Raw genomic sequence first — 17,725 nt, forward strand, 5'->3', positions numbered from 1 at the left:
TATCTACGTAGTTACTACGTAGATAGTCGGCACGGCGCAGGAAAGGACCCGACGCATGGCTCCCTTCACGCGGATTCTGGCCACACTCTTCGTCGCCGTCACGGCCGCGATCGGCGCCGGCATCTACTTCTCCAGCAGGGACGGCGCCGGCAATGCTGCGTCGGCCGACGGATCGACCCCGGTAGTCCGCGAGAACAGCCACCGGCTCAATTCGGTACCGGACAGCGACGTGACGCTGGTCGAATTCCTCGACTTCGAATGTGAAGGCTGCCGCGCCGCCTACCCGATCGTCGAACAGTTGCGGGCCGAATACGGGACGCGCGTCAACTTCGTCGCCCGGTACTTTCCCATGCCCGGCCACGTCAACGGAGAACGCGCGGCCCGCGCCGTCGAGGCGGCAGCCCAGCAAGGCCGGTTCGAGCAGATGTACACCAGGATGTTCGAGACACAGGGCCAATGGGGCGAACAGCAGGCGCCGGCCGACGACGTCTTCACAGGATTCGCACGCGATCTGGGGCTCGACATGGCTGCTTTCGAGCATGCCTACAACGCCCCCGCCACGCTGGAGCGCATCAGGGAAGACGTCGCGGACGGTACGGCGCTCGGGGTCCAGGGCACCCCCACCTTCTTCCTCAACGGCGAGCAGCTGACGATCCGCTCCTACGGAGACCTCGGCGCGGCGATCGACAAAGCCCTCCAGCAATAGCGGCCGCGCGCGCCGGAAACGCTCTCACCGGCGGTATCAGATCGTTTAGCGCTGCTAGTGTGCTGCCAGTTTGCTGGTCCGTCCGACCTGCCGAATTGACGTTCAGCGGCTTCCCCTGACCGCCCAATGCCGACTGCGCTGCGGCTGTGTCGCGCCATCGATGCTTTACGTTGAGCCCGACAAAACCACGCTTGCGCAGCAGGAACTCCTACACCCGGGTCAATGCCGATCGCCACGGTGCCAGGCGACCACATCACCGGCGGTCATCACGCCGCCGAATACCAACTAGGGGAAACATGAAGGCAATCAGTCGGGTGCTGATCGCGATGGCGACGGCCGTCGCGGCGTTGTTCGTGGGCACCGGCACCTCCCACGCGGGACTGGACAACGAGCTGAGCCTGGTCGACGGGCAAGGCCGAACGCTGACGATCCAGCAGTGGGACACGTTCCTAAACGGAGTGTTTCCGCTCGACCGCAACCGCCTCACCCGCGAGTGGTTCCACTCCGGTAAGGCGACCTACATCGTGGCCGGTGAGGGCGCCGACGAGTTCGAGGGCACGATGGAGCTGGGCTACCAGGTCGGCTTCCCCTGGTCACTGGGCGTCGCGATCAACTTCAGCTACACCACCCCGAACATCGCCTACGACGGCTATGGCGCGGTGTACGACGGCACCGACCCGGACGGAGGTCTGTTGAACTCCATCGTGACTCCGCCGCTGCTGCCCGGTGTATCGATCTCGGCAGACCTCGGAAACGGTCCGGGTATCCAGGAAGTCGCGACCTTCTCGGTCGACGTCTCCGGCGCCGGCGGCTCCGTCGCGGTATCCAACGCCCACGGCACGGTGACCGGTGCGGCAGGTGGCGTGCTGCTGCGACCCTACGCGCGACTGATCTCGAAAAACGGCGACAGCGTCAGTACCTATGGAACTCCATGGAATATGAACTGACACAACGCTTCCCGCCGTCGGCCCCTGGTCTCGCGCCAGGGGCCGACTGGTGTCCGGACGCGCGCACCCACCGGAGATGTCGTCACATGGCCCTACTGGTTGGATGATCAGTGGTAAAGGTTGATGAACAGCTTCGTCGACGTGGGGGTTCGGCACGATCGGCTGTCGGACATGTGGAACGGGGGAGGCGCACTTGCTCATCACCGAACCGGCGGCGCTGATCGCGTGACCGACGGCGACGACCTCGTCCCCGTCGGGACGCCGATCGATCTCGACAACTGTGCCCGCGAGCCGATCCACATCCCGGGCAGCATCCAGCCGCGCGGTGTACTCGCCGTCGTTCGTGAGCCCGACTTCGAGGTCCGGCAGGTCAGCGCGAACGTCGACGAACTGCTGGGTCGTCCCGTGGATACCGTGCTCGGCAACCATCTGTCGGCACTGATGGGCGCCGACCAGGCGGCCCTCGTCGAGACAGCGGCGTCGATCTTCGGCGACCTGCATCGCCGCAACCCTGTCGAATGCTCGATCGACGTGCGGGGCGAGTTGCGCGAATTCGACGCGATCCTGCACCGCGAACCCGGCGGGGTACTGCTCGTCGAATTGGAGATCGCCTACGGTGAGCGCCCGTACTCGTTCCCGAACACCTACCAAGCCGTCCGCAGTTCGGTCGAGGAGCTCAATCAGGCCGCCACGCTGACCGAGCTCTACGACACCACCGCCCGGGCGGTGCGTGAACTCACCGGGTTCGACCGTGTGATGGTGTACCGCTACGACGAGGAGTACAACGGCGAGGTGGTCGCCGAGGCGAGGCGCGACGATCTCAACTCGTTTCTTGGCCTGCACTACCCGTCGACAGACATCCCGGCGCAGGCGCGGGCGCTGTACGAGAAGAACTGGTTGCGGCTCATCTCCGATGTCAGCTACGTGCCCGCTCCTCTCGTCCCGTCGATCGACCCGGCCGTCGGTACACCCCAAGACCTCACGCACGCGACGCTGCGCAGCGTCTCGCCGATCCACATCGAATATCTGCACAACATGGGTGTGCAGGCGTCGATGTCGATTTCGCTGCTGAGGCACGGAAAGCTGTGGGGGTTGATCGCGTGTCACCACTACGCCGGTCCGCATGTGCCGCCGTTCGGTGCCAGGGCCGCCGCTGAGTTCCTCGGGTCCACGCTGTCGCTGCGCCTGGTCGACCAGTTCGAGGACGACGAGCTGCACCGACGCCTCGATGCGCAGGCCATGCTGACAAAACTGACCGCCGCCACGATGGATGACAGAAAGCCGTTGACGGCGGCGCTGTTCGGGGCGCCCGATCTGCTCGATCTGGTGCCGGCCGACGGCGTCGTGGCCGACATCGGAGAAAACCGTCAGGTGCGCGGGACCATCCCGCCCGACGGGGTGGTCGCCGCGGTCGCTGCATGGGCCCGTTCCTCGGGGGCTGAGATCGCGTGGACCGAGAGCCTTTCGCGGACGCTGCCGGACCTGGACGTCGATCCTCGGCTGGCCGCCGGAGCGCTGGCCCTCAACCTCCCCGACGGCCAGTTCGTCGTGTGGTTCCGGCGCGAAGTGCTCCGCTCGGTCGACTGGGGCGGCGACCCGCACAACAAGGCCATCGCCGTCAGTGAGGGTGACGAAGTCCGGCTCAGCCCCCGCAAGTCTTTCGAGCGTTGGCGCGAAACCGTGCGCGAGCGCGGCGAGCCGTGGAGGCAGACGGAGACCGACTCGGCCGACGCGCTACGGCGCCATCTGGTGGAGTCGCTCTATCAACGCACCCGTGGCGCATTGCGGGTTGCGGAGATAATGCAGCGCAGCCTGATCCCCGAAACGATTCCGACACTGACCGATTGGCACCTCACGGCCCACTACGAGCCTGCCGCGGGTGGTCGCGTCGGCGGCGACTGGTACGACGCTTTCGAACTGCGCGACGGCCGGTTGGTCGTCGTGGTCGGCGACGTCGCCGGTCACGGCGTGACCGTCGCGGGGACGATGGCGCAGTTGCGAAACGCCCTGCGAGCGCACCTGTTCATGGGTGCCGCGCCCGGCGATGCGGTCAGCCAGCTCAACGATTTCGCCCTGCACATGCTGGTCGGTGCTTTCGCGACAGTGTTGGTGGCTCGGGTAGATCTTGGTTCGGGTGCAGTGGAAGCGACGTCGGCGGGGCACCTGATGCCGTATCTGACGAACTCGGCGCCGATCGCGGAGCCGGCACCGATTCGGTTGTCACCCCCGATCGGGGTCACCAGGGCGACATACGCACAGAGCGAGTTCGTCGTCGAGCCGGGACATGGTTTGGTCCTCTACTCCGACGGGCTGGTCGAAAGGCGCGGCGAGGCGATCGACGACGGGCTCCACCGGCTGGCCACACGGCTCGGTGGCGCCGGTGACATGTCCGCGTCCGCGATCTGGACGGCGACGGCGGCCGGTTTCGTCGACGACGACGTCACCGTCGTCACGCTGCGCAGAGCCTGACACGCGCACGTTTCGTCTCTCAAATCCGCAGGTGCTCAAGGGTTTAGCGGTATCTCACAATCTCGCGGTGACTGTTGGTGCCGGGCAGGCGACGCACGTCGTGTGCAGCGCCCGTGACAGCTCTTCTGTCATTGCTTTGCTGTGTTAACGACATAAATTCACTTATGTGTAAATTTACCCGCCGCTGATCAAGTTGGATCTGCCCGAAGGTAAGCCCTTCGAAGAAGGTTGCTGCGTAACGTCGTTAACCGCTCAGATACGTGTGCTTCTTGATCGTTAAAGTGCAAGGAACTTTTATTAGCCTTCAGCTGCTGCTGGCAAAATTGACGCTATCAGCGTTTGCGAAGTTGCTGATGGGATTAGTGATACTGAAGTGATCAAAGCCGGAGGGGCCGGTGAAGCGGGTAGCTCGATTACAGCCTTTCAACAGCAACTTATGTGACTGGCCATGATCATCGACTCAAACCGCATTTTGTCGTTTGCCGCGCCGGTGCGCGTGCATATTGCGCGAAAATGCTCGAAAAGGCGAAGTTAACGAGCTTTGCTAAAGGTGCATTCATTAGAATTTGAAAAATTTTGCTATCGCCGAAGTCAACCGGACCCATATGCTTCCCTGGCGCCGGTGATCCGGCGAACCAACATCGCATTTAATCCGGGGAGAACTCATGGGAATCACTCTGCGCAAAACCGGTGTCGCCTGCGGCACCCTCTTTGCTTCGGCGGCCGTCGCGCTGTCCACCGCCACCGCGGGGCACGCGGCGAACCAGGCCCTCGTCATCGGCGGCATCTCGACACCGTCGATGAGCGACGTCATCATGGCTCCGCTGCTCGGCGGCACTTTCAAGAACCAGCAGCGCGTGAGCATCAACTGGCCGGCCCAGGCGGGCCCGATGACCGGCAAGAACCACCTGACGCTCGGTCAGTCCATCAACGTGGGCAAGACCAACCTCACCACGCAGATCAATTCCTCGCTGGGACAACTCAAGGCCGGTGAAAAGGTCACCGTCGTCGGGCTGTCGGCTGGATCCCTCGTCGTCAACGAGGTGCTGCGCGATCTCGCGTCCAGCGCCACTGCGCCGGGCAAGGACAAGATCACGTTCGTCGTGGTCGCAGATTCCAGCCGCCAGAACATCATTGACGACAACGCCAAGTACAACAAGAAGTTCGACTACACCTACCGCCCCGCGCCCGAGACCAAGTACGACGTCATCGTCATCACGGGCGAGTACGACGGCATGGCCGACTTCCCGGACCGCTGGTGGAACACACTCGCCGTCACCAACGCCATCGCCGGTGCCCTTTACCAGCACGTGCCCGTGATGTATGCAGACCTGTCGAAGGTGCCGGCCAAGAACATCGACGTCGACGTGAACTCGTTGGGCGGCAAGACGACTCACTACCTGGTTCCAGCCGAGAAGTTGCCGTTGGTGCGGATGTTCCCGTCGCTCGCGTCGAAGGAAGCCGAGCTCAAGGCGAAGATCGATGCGGCCTACATCCGCAACGATGCTCCCAAGGCTGCGCCGAAGTCTCTCGTCTCCGCGGCTCCCGTCGCCCTCACCGCGCCGACTGCACGGGTCGCGACCTTGGCTGCACCGGTCACCGCAGCCGCCGCTCCGGTCGTGGTCGCGGCGCCGGCCGCCGAAGCCACCACCAAGGCCACCAACGCGCGGGTCGTCTCCGGCTCGCCGGCCGAGGTGCCGAGCACCGCTGTGGCATCGCTGCGCGTTGCCGCCGAAGACGAGGTCAAGGTCGACGACAAGGCCGACGACAAGGCCGACGAGGCTGCCGTCGCGGAGAGCGCCGAAGCAGCCGCGGAAGCCGATGCAGCGGCCGAGGCCGAGGCAGCCGACAGCGACACCTCCGCCGTCTCGTCCTCGAACGGGGACGACGAGGACGGCGGGGAGTCCGATGACGCCGGCTCGACCGAGTCCGACTCATCGAACGACAGCGGAACATCCGCAGGATCTTCGGAGTAACCTCCCCGGGCTCCGCTGACCCGATGCCCCGGCCTTCTGGCCGGGGCATCGTGGTATCTCCGGCAGGGCGCGTCACCCAGTGCGTGAGCGGGCGCCGGCATCCGGAAGATGAAGGGCGGTACCGCGACTGAGCAAGTCGGTGGCGGTCAGGCCGAACGTCGACTTGAAACGGTCCGCGAGATGTGACGGGCTCGCGAAGCCCGCATCGGCTGCGGCATCCGTCAGGTTCGTGCCCGCCGCGAGCGCGACGCCGACGCCGATCAACCGCATCCATATCCGGTAGCGGCGAAGGCTGGTGCCGACGGCGGCGCGGAACAGGTGAAGGAAACGCGATTCCGACAGCCCGAGTTCGGCCGCGAGTTCTCGGGCCGCTGGTGCGCCGGCGGGATCCGCCGCGATCCGCGCGATGGCCTCAGCGATTCGTGGGTCGAGTCCGCGTCTCGACGCGGGCGCGGCGAGATCAAGCCATCGCAGTGCCGAGGCGTCGTCACGTGGAACCTGCGCCAGCACAGCTGAATCGGCGTGTTCAGTGGCGAACTGACCCGTCGCCCCTGTGCATTTCGCGCGGCATCCAGCCACCCGGTCCGAGGACGCGTCGAAATAGCATGACACCAAGCCGCCGCCGTGCGTGTCGAGATGGTGGACGAGTCGCGGTGGAATCAGAACGCTACGCGCCACGACCCGGCTCTTGCCGGAAGTGACCGTGAGATCGCCGTCGACGCCGACGGCCAGGCACCAGACGGACCCGGAATGAGGTTCGAGATTCAGGCTCGGACCGGCGTAGAGCGCCTGGCCCGGCCACAGCCACACCGCCGGATAGCAGGTTCGTGGAAGCGCCGAGACTTCCGCAGCTGTCATGGTGATCTCCTGGACGTCAACTAGGAGGTTAGCGTGGTCGCCACTGTCGTCATTGCCGTCGCCGCGGTGTTCTTCGCGGGGATGGGGGTTTACGCGCTCGCCGTACCCGCCAGGTTGGTCGCTCCGTTCGGCATCACACTCGGGTCGGCGGCAGCGCGGTCGGAGGTTCGGGCCGTCTACGGTGGCTTCGGCCTGGCGATCGCGGCGATCCTCGTCCTTGCCGCCACCGACCAGGCACTGCGGACCGGCATCGTCGTCGCCGTCGGCGCAGCGCTGGCGGGGATGGCGTTCGGGCGGCTGATCTCCGCGCTCGACGGCCCGACGCGCTTCTATCCCAACTGGTTCTACTTCCTCGTCGAATCTGTGGCTGCCGCAGCGTTGTTCGCGGTGCAGGGGGATCAGGGAATGAGCTGAACCTTGAGGTGCTCTGCCGACCGGGAGAACGCCGCGGCGTAAGCCTGGGCCGCATCGTCCAACGGCATCGCACCGGTGAAGATCCCGTCCACGCGCAGGCGGCCCGCCTGCAGCAGGGGAATAAGTTCGGGCCACGTCTGCTGCACGGGCGCGGTGGTGAACCGGATCGTCAGGCTGCGCAGCAAGGCGACCAGTGCCGGTAGGGGATAGGGCTGCAGATCGTGCACCCCCACGACCGACAGCGTGCCACCGGTGCGCACACATGTCATGGCGTCGTCGAGGGACGTGTCCGTGCCGACGGCGTCGATCACCGCGTCGGCACCCAGTCCACCGGTGGCCTCCAGGACAGCCTGTGCGGCGGGGGTTTCCAGTGCCTGTGCGCCGACGGCGGTCGCGCGGGCGCGACGCGCCTCGACCGGGTCGACCGCGAAAACCCTTGCCGCCCCCAGGGTGAAGGCACTGCGTATTGCGCACTGACCGACCGCTCCCGCGCCGATCACCACCACGGTGCCCCCCATTGGGATGTCGGCCCGCTTGGCCGCGGCCCACCCGGTGGCGAGATTGTCGGTCAACAGCAGCGCCTGTTCGGTGTCGATACCGTCCGGGATCGCGAGGAGCTGGAAATCGGCGGCCGGCACCGCGAGGAGATCCGCCTGCGCGCCGCCGAGCAGACCCGAACCGAAGATCTGCGGACCGCGGACGCACTTCACCGGGTCCTGCGTGTCGCATCCCGCGCAGCGGCCGCATCCCGAGACCGATGACACCAGCACGCGGTCGCCGGAACGGAAACCGGTGACCTCCGAACCGGTCTCGACGACCACGCCGACGGCCTCGTGGCCGATCGACACCGGTTGATCGATGGGATAGTGGCCCTCCAGGAAGTGCAGATCCGATCCGCAGATCGCGGTGGCCGACACCTCCACGATGGCGCCGTCGGCCGCAGGCAGCTCCGGGTCGGGACGAGTGGCGACGCTGATCCGGCGCTCGCTGTCGATGACCACCGCACGCATCAGACCTCCTCGGTGAAACGGAACTGTGACCAGTCGGGATCTTGCAGCGCAGCCCGATATTCGCAGAGACGCCAGGGGCTTACGGTGTGGATCTCGCCGGAGGGATTCTTGAAATAGGAGTGCTTCACCGCGGGGTGGGCCCACACGGTCTGCTTGATCCCCTCCTGCGTGCGCTCATGCCATGCCTCGGTCGGTTCGGGCCTCGGCTCCATCGACCGCGCGCCCGTCGACACGAGGTGTTCGAGACACGCATTGATGTACTGCATCTCAAGTTCGGAATGCATGATCAGGCTGCCGCCGTGGGCCAGATGCGTTCCCGGGCCGTAGATCATGAAGAAGTTCGGGAACTTCGGGACCGTGATGCCGAGGTAGGCGAACGGCCGCCTGCCCCACTCGGCGTGCAGATCGGCGCCACCGCGACCGGTCACGGTCATCGGCGCCAGAATCTCGGTGGCACGAAACCCGGTGGCGTAGACGATCACGTCGATGTCGTAGGCCAGGCCGTCCTCGGTCACGATCCCTTGCGGGGTGATCTCACGCACGGGCGTGCGAATGAGGTTGACGTTCTGTCGTTTCAGCGTCGACAACCAGCTGCCGTTGTCCTGCAGCGTGCGCTTGCCCGTCGCGGGATAGTCGGGCAGGACTTTGGCCAGAAGCTCTGCGTCATCGCCCACCTGAGTGGTGATCCAGTCGGTGAACATCATCCGCGCGAGCGCATTGATCTCGCTGACGGCGTAGTTCTTCTCGTCGGACGGATCGGTGTAATCCGGATCCACCCTCGCGGCGTCGAGTCCCTTGTCGGCGCCGGGCCACATCAGCAGGAAGCGGTACCAGCGGGCGTAGTACGGCAGATTCTCCATCGCCCACCGGACGCCGTCGGGGACGGCCTCGTGATAGGCGGGGTTCGGGAACATCCACTGGGCGGTGCGCTGGAAGACATCCAGGCAGTCGACCCTGTCCGCGATGGCGGGGGCGATCTGAAATCCACTGGCGCCGGCCCCGATCAACGCAACCCGTTTACCGTCGATGTCCACCGAGTGGTCCCACGCCGCGGAATGGAACGCCGGGCCCGAGAACGTGTCCTGCCCGGGGAAATCCGGCATGTTCGGCCGATTCAACTGTCCGACTGCGCAGATGACAGCATTCGCGGTCAAGGTTTGCGTGCCCGCGTCCGTGCGTACCGTCACCGTCCACAGGCCCGTCGCGTCGTCCCATGCCGCGGACAGCACCTCGGTGTTCCAGCGCGTGTGGGCATGCAGCCCATGGCGGTTCATGACGTCGTCGAAGTACCCCGCGAGCTCCGGCTGCTCGGCGAAGAAGTGCTGCCAGTGGTTACTCGGTTCGAAGCTGTAGCAGTAGAGATGGTTGGCCACATCGACGCGCGCCCCGGGATAGGTGTTCTCCCACCAGGTTCCGCCGGGACCGCCGTTCTTCTCGATGATCTCGAACGACACACCTGCCTGTTTGAGCCGTAGCCCGGCGAGCACCCCCGACTCGCCGCAGCCGATGACGATCACCCGGAAGTTCTCGGCCCGCACGGGATCCAGCGGGGCCGGGCGGCGCGGATCGGCGCCGTCGAGGTCGAGCTCCTCGAGCACCAACGGGAGATTGGCGTCGTCCACCGGTTCAGCGGCCGCCCAATCGAGCATCTCCCTGACGAGGTCGGCAGGTAACGGAGCAGGCGGCGGACAACCGCGATCGCGGTAGTCGACGATGGCGGGCAGGGCGGCCGCGCGGGCGCGGGCCTTGTCCTCCTCGGACATGAACCCCTGCACTTCGTTGAGGAACAGGCCGGCCTGCGCGAAGTCGCGGATGAACGCCGGGTCGCCCGTGATGTGCACCATCGACAGCAGCAGCGTCGGAATGCTGACCTGCTCCAGGGCGTCGGCGATCTCGGACGTCGACGTGGAGAAGCGCTGCCCGGCGTGAAACGTGCGCGTCATTGGTGTCCTCTCGTCCAATACGCTACGAGCGGTAACGTATATCGCTGGTCGACCGTAGCGCAACGTCGCCGATACGAGCAGCCCCCTACGATTCCGTTATGGCCACAGTCGCGGTGAAGCGCGTCGTCGTCGTGGGAGGCGGATTGGCGGGCCTGGCAGCCACGGTCTGGCTGTCCGAACTCGGCTACCGCGTCACACTGCTGGAGAGCAACGGTTCGCTCGGCGGCCGCACCATCGGGCTGACGTCGGGCCACGGCGACGCGATCGAGAACGGGCAGCATGTCTTCGCCGGTTCCTACGAGAACGTGTTCCGCTATCTGGATTCCATTGGCACCCGCCACCTTCTGGAGTTCCCCGACCAGTTCGGCGTTCGCTACCCCGGCGGGCACGCCGAGAGATTCGGCATCCGGCCCGCGAACCTGCGCCGCGTCATGCTCGGCCGGGTCAAGGGGTTGGGGATCGGAACCATGCTCCGCGCGGCGCCCGCATGGGCGCGGCTGGTGCGCGACGTCATCGGTTTCGACGACTCGCTCGATGACATCACCGTCGACGAGTGGTTCGACCGCGTCCGGATGCCCCGCGAAGTTCGCAGGGTCGTGTTGAACTCGATGGTGATCGGGCTTCTCAACGAGCTGCCCCACCTGGCGTCGGCTCATGCGTTCGCGGCGCTGCTGCGTACCGGTGCGGATCGCGCGCGCCGGATGGGAAGCACAGCGGTGCGGATCGGCTACCCGACCGTCGATCTGGACACCCTCTATCTCGACGGTGCGCGCAGGGTCATGATCGAACGCGGGGTAGACGTGCGTCTGCGCACCCGCGCGACGTCGGTGACCACGCAGGAGGGCCGGGCCACCGGCGTCCGATTGGGCGATGGATCCACGCTCGACGCCGACGCCGTCATCCTCGCCGTTCCGTCGTGGAATCTGCGTACGTTGCTGGACGAGGTGCCGAGTTCAGAGGATGTCCGGTTGTCCGCCAAGAAGCTCGAGCCGATCCCGATCATGAACGCCTACGTGCTCCTCGATCGCCCGCTCGGCACCGTCGCCCCGTGGGAATCCTTGTTGGACAGCGACATCGGCTGGGTCTTCGACCGCGACCACATGCATGGTCCCCGCGAGGACGGCAAGCATCTGTATGCCCTGACGACGTGCGCCGCCTACGACCTGATGTCGCTCAAGAACGGGGAGGCCGGCGACCGGCTGGTCGCAGCGCTGCGGGTCAGCTATCCCGCCGCGCGTGACGCCGAGGTGCTGGACGTCACCGTGGTGCCGTGGCCCAAGGCCACGTTCTCGTCCCGCGTGGGCATGTCCACGATCCGGCCGGACAACCGCACGGCACTGCCGAATCTCGTGCTCGCGGGCGACTGGACCCACAACGACTGGCCGACCACCATGGAGGGTGCTGCGCAAAGCGCTTCGCGGGCAGTCGATCTGGTACACGCCGAGCTCGGACGCACCGACTAGCCCGCGATGACTTCCGCACCGCCGGACTTGGCCTTCTTGTCCTCGTACATCAGCTCATCGGCGCGGGCCAGCAGTTGTTCCAGGGTGCTGATGTCGTCGTGTGGCACATCGATCACGCCGATGCTCGCGGCCAGACGGTAGTGCCGCGCGCCGGTGTCGTTGAACCGTCGGAAGGCATCCAGCAGCCGCGCGTGCAGTGCCGCCGCACCGTCGGTGAATTCCGGTACCAGCACGGAAAATTCGTCACCACCCAAACGTCCCACGATGTCGGATGCGCGCACAGCGTCCCGCAGCACCTCTGCGACGTCGCCGATGAGGACGTCACCGACATCGTGACCGTCCTCGTCGTTGATGCGCTTGAGGCCGTCGACATCGAGGAATGCCAGCGCACTGTCATGGCCGTGGGTCCGCCCAGCGAGCAGCGCGGCATTGGCAAGAAGGTGGAACCCGCGGCGGTTGTAGAGCCCGGTCAGGTCATCGGTCAGGGACAGGTGGCGGATCTCGTCGTTCGCCTGCTCGAGAGCGGCGGTGCGGTCGGTCACCCGCTGTTCCAGTTCGGAGTACACCGCGACGTTCTCCATCGCGATCGACGTCGAGTCGGCCAGCGCACGCAGCAGCGAGATCTCGCGCGGCGTGGGCTGACGCTCGTGCGCCCAGTAATTACCGATCGCGCCGACCGGGTCCAGGGTGCGGATCGGCACCATCACCAGGCTCTTGACGAAGGTCGGGCGGTACGCCTCGTGGGGGATGCGCTCATCGACGTAGATGTCGGGGATGACGGCGGCATCCTTGTTGAGCATTGCCCACCCGCTGATGCAGATCTCCATCGGGAACCGACTGCCCTTCCACAGCGGAGCGATGGCGTCCTCGTCGGCGTAGTAGCACTTGCCGTTGTCGCGCAGCACGAACGTCGCGCCGTCACAACCGGTGAGCTCACGGGCTGCGGTGCGGACGATGCGCATGATGTCGTTAAGGCTGCGGGCCAGCGACAGCTCCTGCACGGCCTGCATGAGCCGCGTCATACCGCGGACGTACTCGGCGTCGCAGGTGTCGGGATGTGCCACGACCGGCGCCGTCGGTAGTGCCGCGGTCGGTACTGAAGTCAAAGGCGTGGCGCTCATTGCCCAACCTCCGTGTAAAACTGTTCGCCGCGTCTCGACGAACTCACCAGTAGCAAATCTTACACGGCCGACAAAAGGCTGATCGTGAACATGGGTATTTCTGAAGAGATTTATTCAGTCGTTTACCTCACACCGAGGCGGGGTGTGCACTGCTGTCCGGCGCCTCATCGACCAGGTCATGCGCCATTCCATAGCGTAACCTTTGCTGAGTCATTACCCGGGGATAGCCGGCGAGGGCCCGTTTTGTTCGCAGATCGGTCACCCCGGGAATGGCCGAAAGTGCCAGATTCACCGTGCCGATCACCGGGCTGAGCAAAGACGGCAGGTGCTTGAACGGCGTGTCGGGGACGCCGAGTTTCGTCGCAGCGGCGTCACCCAGGAATGCACGGGTAAGCCCGTCCACCACCGAGACCGCGAACCCGTGCCTGCGGCCGCCGCCGAACGGGAGCAGATCGGCGATCTCGACGGCGAGGTAGTCGCGATTCAACGCCCGGACGAAGTCCCTGTCGCCGTCGTCGGGATCGGTGGCGGTGAGCACGTAAAGCTTCTCGATCCGGACGTGGTCGGCTTCGCTCGTGGGGTTCAGCTCGGGGCCGACACCGTTGAGGAAGCCGACATAGCGCCAGAAGTGGTAGATGTCGTCGAGTTCGCTTGCGGTGTAGCGGATGCCGAGTTTGCGCATGGCCGCCAGGGCGACGTGGCCGAATTCGGCGATCGTGAACGCCATGAAGCTCTGCGGGATCGGTGCACCCCATGCCCGCTCGTCCCAGTCGCCGCTCTGCCACAGGTGACGGCGAACGGACGCGTGGATCATGCGGACCCGCAACGTCGTCGCGAAACCCGCGCCGTCCCGGCGCAGACCGCCCGGGGTCAGGATCGTCTCCATCCACGACCCGACTTCCAGAGACCGCACCGCCGCCTGGCTGGTGTAGCGCCCGGTCATCACCAACGGCATCCCGGCAGTCGAATTCATCGCCCCGGCCGTCAGCGACGCGGCGCCGAGCACGATGCCGTACGACGCCATGTGACGCACGAGGTGCCCGGCCGCACGATCGAGGCGCCCGCGGTCGAGCCAGTCCGGTTCGGCGTCCACCTCGGCGAAGAAGGCGCGCAGCGATGGCGGCGCCCCGGCGGCCGAGTCGATACCGCCGGCGACAGCGGCGCGGAACATGACCATCCCCGCCCCGGGAGGCAGCGAGGCGAAGTCCTCGACGACCGCGTCCGCCAGCGGGTCGGCGATGCCCGCTCCGGCGACCCAGTCGCGGCCGAACTGTCCGTACCGGCGCACCGCGACGTCGGCATTGGGGACCGAGCTGCTCACCTGTGTCATGAGTCTATGCAAACATGAGAATCACTCACTTACTACTCACCTTCTGGGAGGTGGCCGATGGCCACACAGATGCGGTCCCGACCTCAGCAGCAGCGCGCCAGGGAGATGCGCAGGCGCCTGCTCGACAGCGCATTGCGGATCGTGTCCCGCCACGGCGTCGCGACGCTGACCACCCAGGCCATCGCCGACACTGCCCACGTCAGCATCGGCACTGTATATCGGTACTTTCCCGACCGTGCCGCAATCCTCGCCGAGCTCGTCGACGAGGCCGCCCGCGACATCTCGTTCGAACTCGTCCGCGGCGTCGGCAAGGCCCTCGATCTCGACGTCGACACCGCATCTCTTGCGGTGGTGGACACGTTGACCACCGCCTACGAAAAGCATGCGCCGGTGTTGCAGGCAGCGTTGACATCCTCATCTTTTGACGTGCCGCCGTACCTCAATCACGCCGCTATGGACGAGATCGAGCGCAGCCTTCTGCCGCTGGGTTCGGCGATCCCCGGACGGGCCCGGCCGGACCTGTCGCCGGCCGAATTGCACGATCTGGTGTTCCTGACGATGGGGGTCACGTCGAGTGCCTGCCTGCGGATCGCGCTGCAACGCCCGCCGGACTCGGACCGCGACGCGATGGTCGCGCTGACCGCACGCATGTTGGCCGCAGCGCTGACCCCGCCCTGACTAGATGCGCCCGCACCGGGTAATTCGACCTTCATGAGTGAGACCGCGCTTTTGGTGATCGACATGTTCAACAGCTACAACCACCCCGATGCCGACGCGCTCGCCGCCAGCGCCGAAGAGGTCATCGAACCGTTGACCCGCCTGGTCGAGCAAGCGCGGAATCGAGACGACACCGACCTCGTGTACGTCAACGACAACTACGGCGACTTCACGGCGGAACCGTCCGACATCGTCAACGCCGCGCTCGATGGGGCGCGCCCGGAGCTGGTGCGACCGCTGACGCCGGGCCCCGACAGCCGGTTCCTGACGAAGGTGCGTCACAGCGCGTTCTATGCGACCCCGCTGGACTACATGCTCAGTCGTCTGGGGGCCCAGCGCATCATCCTCAGTGGACAAGTAACCGAGCAGTGCATCCTCTACACGGCCCTCGACGGGTACGTGCGGCACTACGACGTGGTGGTCGCCGCTGACGCCGTGGCGCACATCGACGCCGAACTCGGTAGCGCGGCGCTGCAGATGATGAAGCAGAACATGAGGGCGGAGCTCTGCTCGTCTTCCGAATGCCTTGCCTGAGCCCGTAACTCACGGGCGCTGCCGGATGGCGCGATCCGAGCGGAACGAGGCGGAATTCGAGGGTTGACGGTATGCGCGAGTGTTGTAGCCTCAGCCCATGGAAGTACTACGGTCTGTAGTTGTTCTGCTGCACATCGTCGGCTTCGCCGTCACGTTCGGGGCGTGGGCCGCCGAAGCGGTGGCCGGCCGCTTCCGGACGACGCGCCTGATGGATTACGGCCTGCTGGTCTCGCTGCTCACCGGGTTCGTGCTCGCGGCGCCCTGGCCGGCGGGGATCGAACTGAACTATCCGAAGATCGGGATCAAACTGGCGATCCTGGTGACACTGGGCGGACTGCTGGGCATGGGCAACGCGCGCCAGCGCCGCACCGGGAACGCGGTGCCGCGACCGCTGTTCTTCGCCGTCGGCGCGCTCGCCTTCACCGCCGCCGGCATCGCAGTGATCTGGTGACTACTGCTCGCCGAGGCCCATCAACTCCGTGACGTGGTGGTCGCGGCCGGCGGTGTAGCCACCATCGACGGCAACGGCCTGGCCGCTGACGAAGCTGGCATCGGCGGACACGAGGAACGAGGCGACGGCGGCGACCTCGTGTGGGCGGCCGAAGCGACGCAGCTTGTGCTCGTGGCGCAGTCCGTCCCGGGGTCCCTCCATGCCGGGGATGCCCATCACCGAGTCGAACAGCGGTGTCTCGATGAAGCCGGGGCAGATGGCGTTGACCCGAATCCCGCTGGGGCCGTAGTCGATCGCAGCATTCTTGGTCAGTAGCACGACGCCGCCCTTGGACGCGTTGTAGGCGCTGCCACCGGCGGTGCCCTCCAACCCCTCGATGCTGGACAGTGTGACGATCGCACCGCGTTCACCGTCGAGGCGGTCCTGCGTCATCATCTGCGCGAGCGCGGCACGCATCACGACGAACGTGCCCTTGAGGTTGACGTCGACGACGCGATCCCATTCGTCGTCGGGCAGCAGGTGGATGGGTCCACCGCCGCCGACCCCGGCTGAATGGACGACGCCGTCGAGCCGGCCGGCACTGGCGACGACAGCCGCCACCGCCCGCTCGATCGTCGCGCTGTCGAGGACGTCTCCGGTGACGTACTCGAACGTGCCGGACAGTTCGGGCGGAGCGGCGGATGCGAGGTCGATGCCGACGACCGTGGCACCTTCGTCGAGCAGCCGCCGTGCGGTGGCTTCGCCGATACCCGACGCGGCACCCGTGACCAGAACACCCTTGCCGGCAAGACCATTGAGCATCGGGACAGTATGGCCTACGGGATCACCGACAGGATCCTCGCTACCATCCGAAGATGACGGAGATGACGGGGGCGCCGGTGCCCCTCCTCGCCGGCGGCCACGGCGGCGTCCGGATCGTGGCCGACCGGCAGGGTCGGCCCGACGCGCGCGCCGTGGTGTTCCTCCACGGCGGTGGCCAGACCCGTCGGTCGTGGGGCCGCGCGGCAGCCACCGTCGCGCAGCGCGGATGGCAGGCCGTGACGGTCGACATGCGCGGGCACGGTGAGTCGGACTGGTCGTCCGAGGGCGACTACCGGGTGATGAGCTTTGCCGCCGATATCCGGGAACTTCTGCAACAGTTGCCGCCGCACCCTGTCCTGGTCGGCGCGTCGCTCGGCGGACTGACGTCGATACTGCTGGCAGGCGAATTGTCGCCCGGTATCGCGGCCGCGCTGGTGCTGGTCGACATCGTGCCCGACATGGATCCGACGGGAGCCGAGCGCATCCATGCGTTCATGGCCGACAAGATGGCGGACGGTTTCGCCTCGCTCGACGAGGTCGCCGACATGATCGCCGAGTACAACCCGCACCGGCCGAGGCCGAGCGACCTCGACGGTCTGCGAAATAACCTGCGGCGCAGGGGAGATCGCTGGTACTGGCACTGGGATCCGCAGTTCATCGACGGCACCGCCGCGTATCCGCCGATGGAGGTCGTCGACACCGATCGTCTCCACGCTGCGGTGGCGCGGGTCGTCGCCGACGGAGTCCCCGTGCTCCTGGTCCGCGGACAGGTCAGTGACCTCGTCAGCCGCGATCGCGCCGCGGAGTTTCTTGAGCGCTTCCCTCAGATCGACTTCGTGGACGTCGAGGGTGCGGGTCACATGGTGGCCGGCGATCGCAACGACCTGTTTGCCGATGCGGTGCTCGACTTCCTCGCGCGCCACGATGTGGCGAAACCGTGACCATCCACTAGGTGCCAAGCGTATGGTGTGGGCCGAAAAGCCTT

Annotated in this window: 16 protein-coding genes; 10 read left to right on the forward strand and 6 right to left on the reverse strand. The window is 66.1% G+C overall.

Going from position 1 to position 17,725, the window contains the following annotated elements:
- Positions 1-55 precede the first annotated feature (55 nt).
- From P9A17_RS07515 to P9A17_RS07530, 4 genes are all read left to right on the forward strand, one after another.
- Positions 56-706: a thioredoxin domain-containing protein gene (locus tag P9A17_RS07515; RefSeq protein WP_278037929.1), complete on the forward strand. Its 651-nt coding sequence runs from the start codon at positions 56-58 to the stop codon at positions 704-706.
- A gap of 296 nt (positions 707-1,002) precedes the next feature.
- Positions 1,003-1,653, forward strand: coding sequence for an MspA family porin (locus P9A17_RS07520; RefSeq protein ID WP_278037930.1), 651 nt, complete (start codon positions 1,003-1,005; stop codon positions 1,651-1,653).
- 123 nt (positions 1,654-1,776) lie between these two features.
- Positions 1,777-4,122, forward strand: coding sequence for a SpoIIE family protein phosphatase (locus tag P9A17_RS07525; protein ID WP_278037931.1), 2,346 nt, complete (start codon positions 1,777-1,779; stop codon positions 4,120-4,122).
- A 665-nt stretch (positions 4,123-4,787) separates the two neighbouring features.
- Entirely contained in the window at positions 4,788-6,098 is a 1,311-nt protein-coding gene (locus tag P9A17_RS07530; protein WP_278037932.1) for a PE-PPE domain-containing protein, read from the forward strand.
- A 72-nt stretch (positions 6,099-6,170) separates the two neighbouring features.
- Here the strand turns inward: P9A17_RS07530 and P9A17_RS07535 are convergent, their stop codons facing one another.
- A complete protein-coding gene (locus P9A17_RS07535; RefSeq protein WP_278037933.1) occupies positions 6,171-6,956 on the reverse strand; it encodes a helix-turn-helix domain-containing protein in 786 nt (261 codons plus the stop codon).
- Positions 6,957-6,989: 33 nt separating this feature from the next.
- Here P9A17_RS07535 and P9A17_RS07540 point away from each other — a divergent pair, with 33 nt between their 5' ends.
- Complete coding sequence (locus tag P9A17_RS07540; protein ID WP_278037934.1) at positions 6,990-7,370, forward strand: DUF4345 domain-containing protein; 381 nt, start codon at positions 6,990-6,992, stop codon at positions 7,368-7,370.
- Here the strand turns inward: P9A17_RS07540 and P9A17_RS07545 are convergent.
- Both P9A17_RS07545 and P9A17_RS07550 read right to left on the reverse strand, forming a co-directional pair.
- Entirely contained in the window at positions 7,355-8,380 is a 1,026-nt protein-coding gene (locus P9A17_RS07545; RefSeq protein WP_278037935.1) for an alcohol dehydrogenase catalytic domain-containing protein, read from the reverse strand. The two genes, P9A17_RS07540 and P9A17_RS07545, sit on opposite strands and share 16 nt — an antisense overlap.
- A complete protein-coding gene (locus tag P9A17_RS07550) occupies positions 8,380-10,323 on the reverse strand; it encodes an NAD(P)/FAD-dependent oxidoreductase (protein WP_278037936.1) in 1,944 nt (647 codons plus the stop codon). Before P9A17_RS07550 ends, P9A17_RS07545 begins: the two co-directional genes overlap by 1 nt.
- A 98-nt stretch (positions 10,324-10,421) precedes the next feature.
- Between P9A17_RS07550 and hpnE the strand changes: the two genes are divergently transcribed.
- A complete protein-coding gene (hpnE, locus tag P9A17_RS07555) occupies positions 10,422-11,786 on the forward strand; it encodes a hydroxysqualene dehydroxylase HpnE (RefSeq protein ID WP_278037937.1) in 1,365 nt (454 codons plus the stop codon).
- Here the strand turns inward: hpnE and P9A17_RS07560 are convergent.
- Both P9A17_RS07560 and P9A17_RS07565 read right to left on the reverse strand, forming a co-directional pair.
- Positions 11,783-12,808, reverse strand: coding sequence for a sensor domain-containing diguanylate cyclase (locus P9A17_RS07560; RefSeq protein ID WP_278038646.1), 1,026 nt, complete (start codon positions 12,806-12,808; stop codon positions 11,783-11,785). The two genes, hpnE and P9A17_RS07560, sit on opposite strands and share 4 nt — an antisense overlap.
- Before the next feature lie 226 nt (positions 12,809-13,034).
- Positions 13,035-14,237, reverse strand: coding sequence for an oxygenase MpaB family protein (locus P9A17_RS07565; RefSeq protein ID WP_278037938.1), 1,203 nt, complete (start codon positions 14,235-14,237; stop codon positions 13,035-13,037).
- A gap of 57 nt (positions 14,238-14,294) precedes the next feature.
- Here P9A17_RS07565 and P9A17_RS07570 point away from each other — a divergent pair, with 57 nt between their 5' ends.
- The 3 genes from P9A17_RS07570 (at position 14,295) to P9A17_RS07580 (ending at position 15,939) form a co-directional block, all read left to right on the forward strand.
- Complete coding sequence (locus tag P9A17_RS07570; protein WP_278037939.1) at positions 14,295-14,915, forward strand: TetR/AcrR family transcriptional regulator; 621 nt, start codon at positions 14,295-14,297, stop codon at positions 14,913-14,915.
- Between the two features lie 33 nt (positions 14,916-14,948).
- Entirely contained in the window at positions 14,949-15,488 is a 540-nt protein-coding gene (locus tag P9A17_RS07575; RefSeq protein WP_278037940.1) for an isochorismatase family cysteine hydrolase, read from the forward strand.
- A 97-nt stretch (positions 15,489-15,585) separates the two neighbouring features.
- Positions 15,586-15,939 carry a Fe-S protein gene (locus tag P9A17_RS07580; RefSeq protein WP_278037941.1) on the forward strand — a complete coding sequence of 118 codons (354 nt, stop codon included), beginning with the start codon at positions 15,586-15,588 and terminating at the stop codon, positions 15,937-15,939.
- On the opposite strand, the gene P9A17_RS07585 is transcribed toward P9A17_RS07580, so the two are convergent.
- Entirely contained in the window at positions 15,940-16,740 is an 801-nt protein-coding gene (locus P9A17_RS07585) for an SDR family NAD(P)-dependent oxidoreductase (protein WP_278037942.1), read from the reverse strand. It abuts the gene before it with no gap.
- A 53-nt stretch (positions 16,741-16,793) separates the two neighbouring features.
- Between P9A17_RS07585 and P9A17_RS07590 the strand changes: the two genes are divergently transcribed.
- Positions 16,794-17,681, forward strand: coding sequence for an alpha/beta hydrolase (locus P9A17_RS07590; protein WP_278037943.1), 888 nt, complete (start codon positions 16,794-16,796; stop codon positions 17,679-17,681).
- Positions 17,682-17,725: the final 44 nt, after the last annotated feature.

Source organism: Mycobacterium sp. 236(2023), assembly GCF_029623955.1.
Classification (GTDB): Bacteria; Actinomycetota; Actinomycetes; order Mycobacteriales; family Mycobacteriaceae; genus Mycobacterium.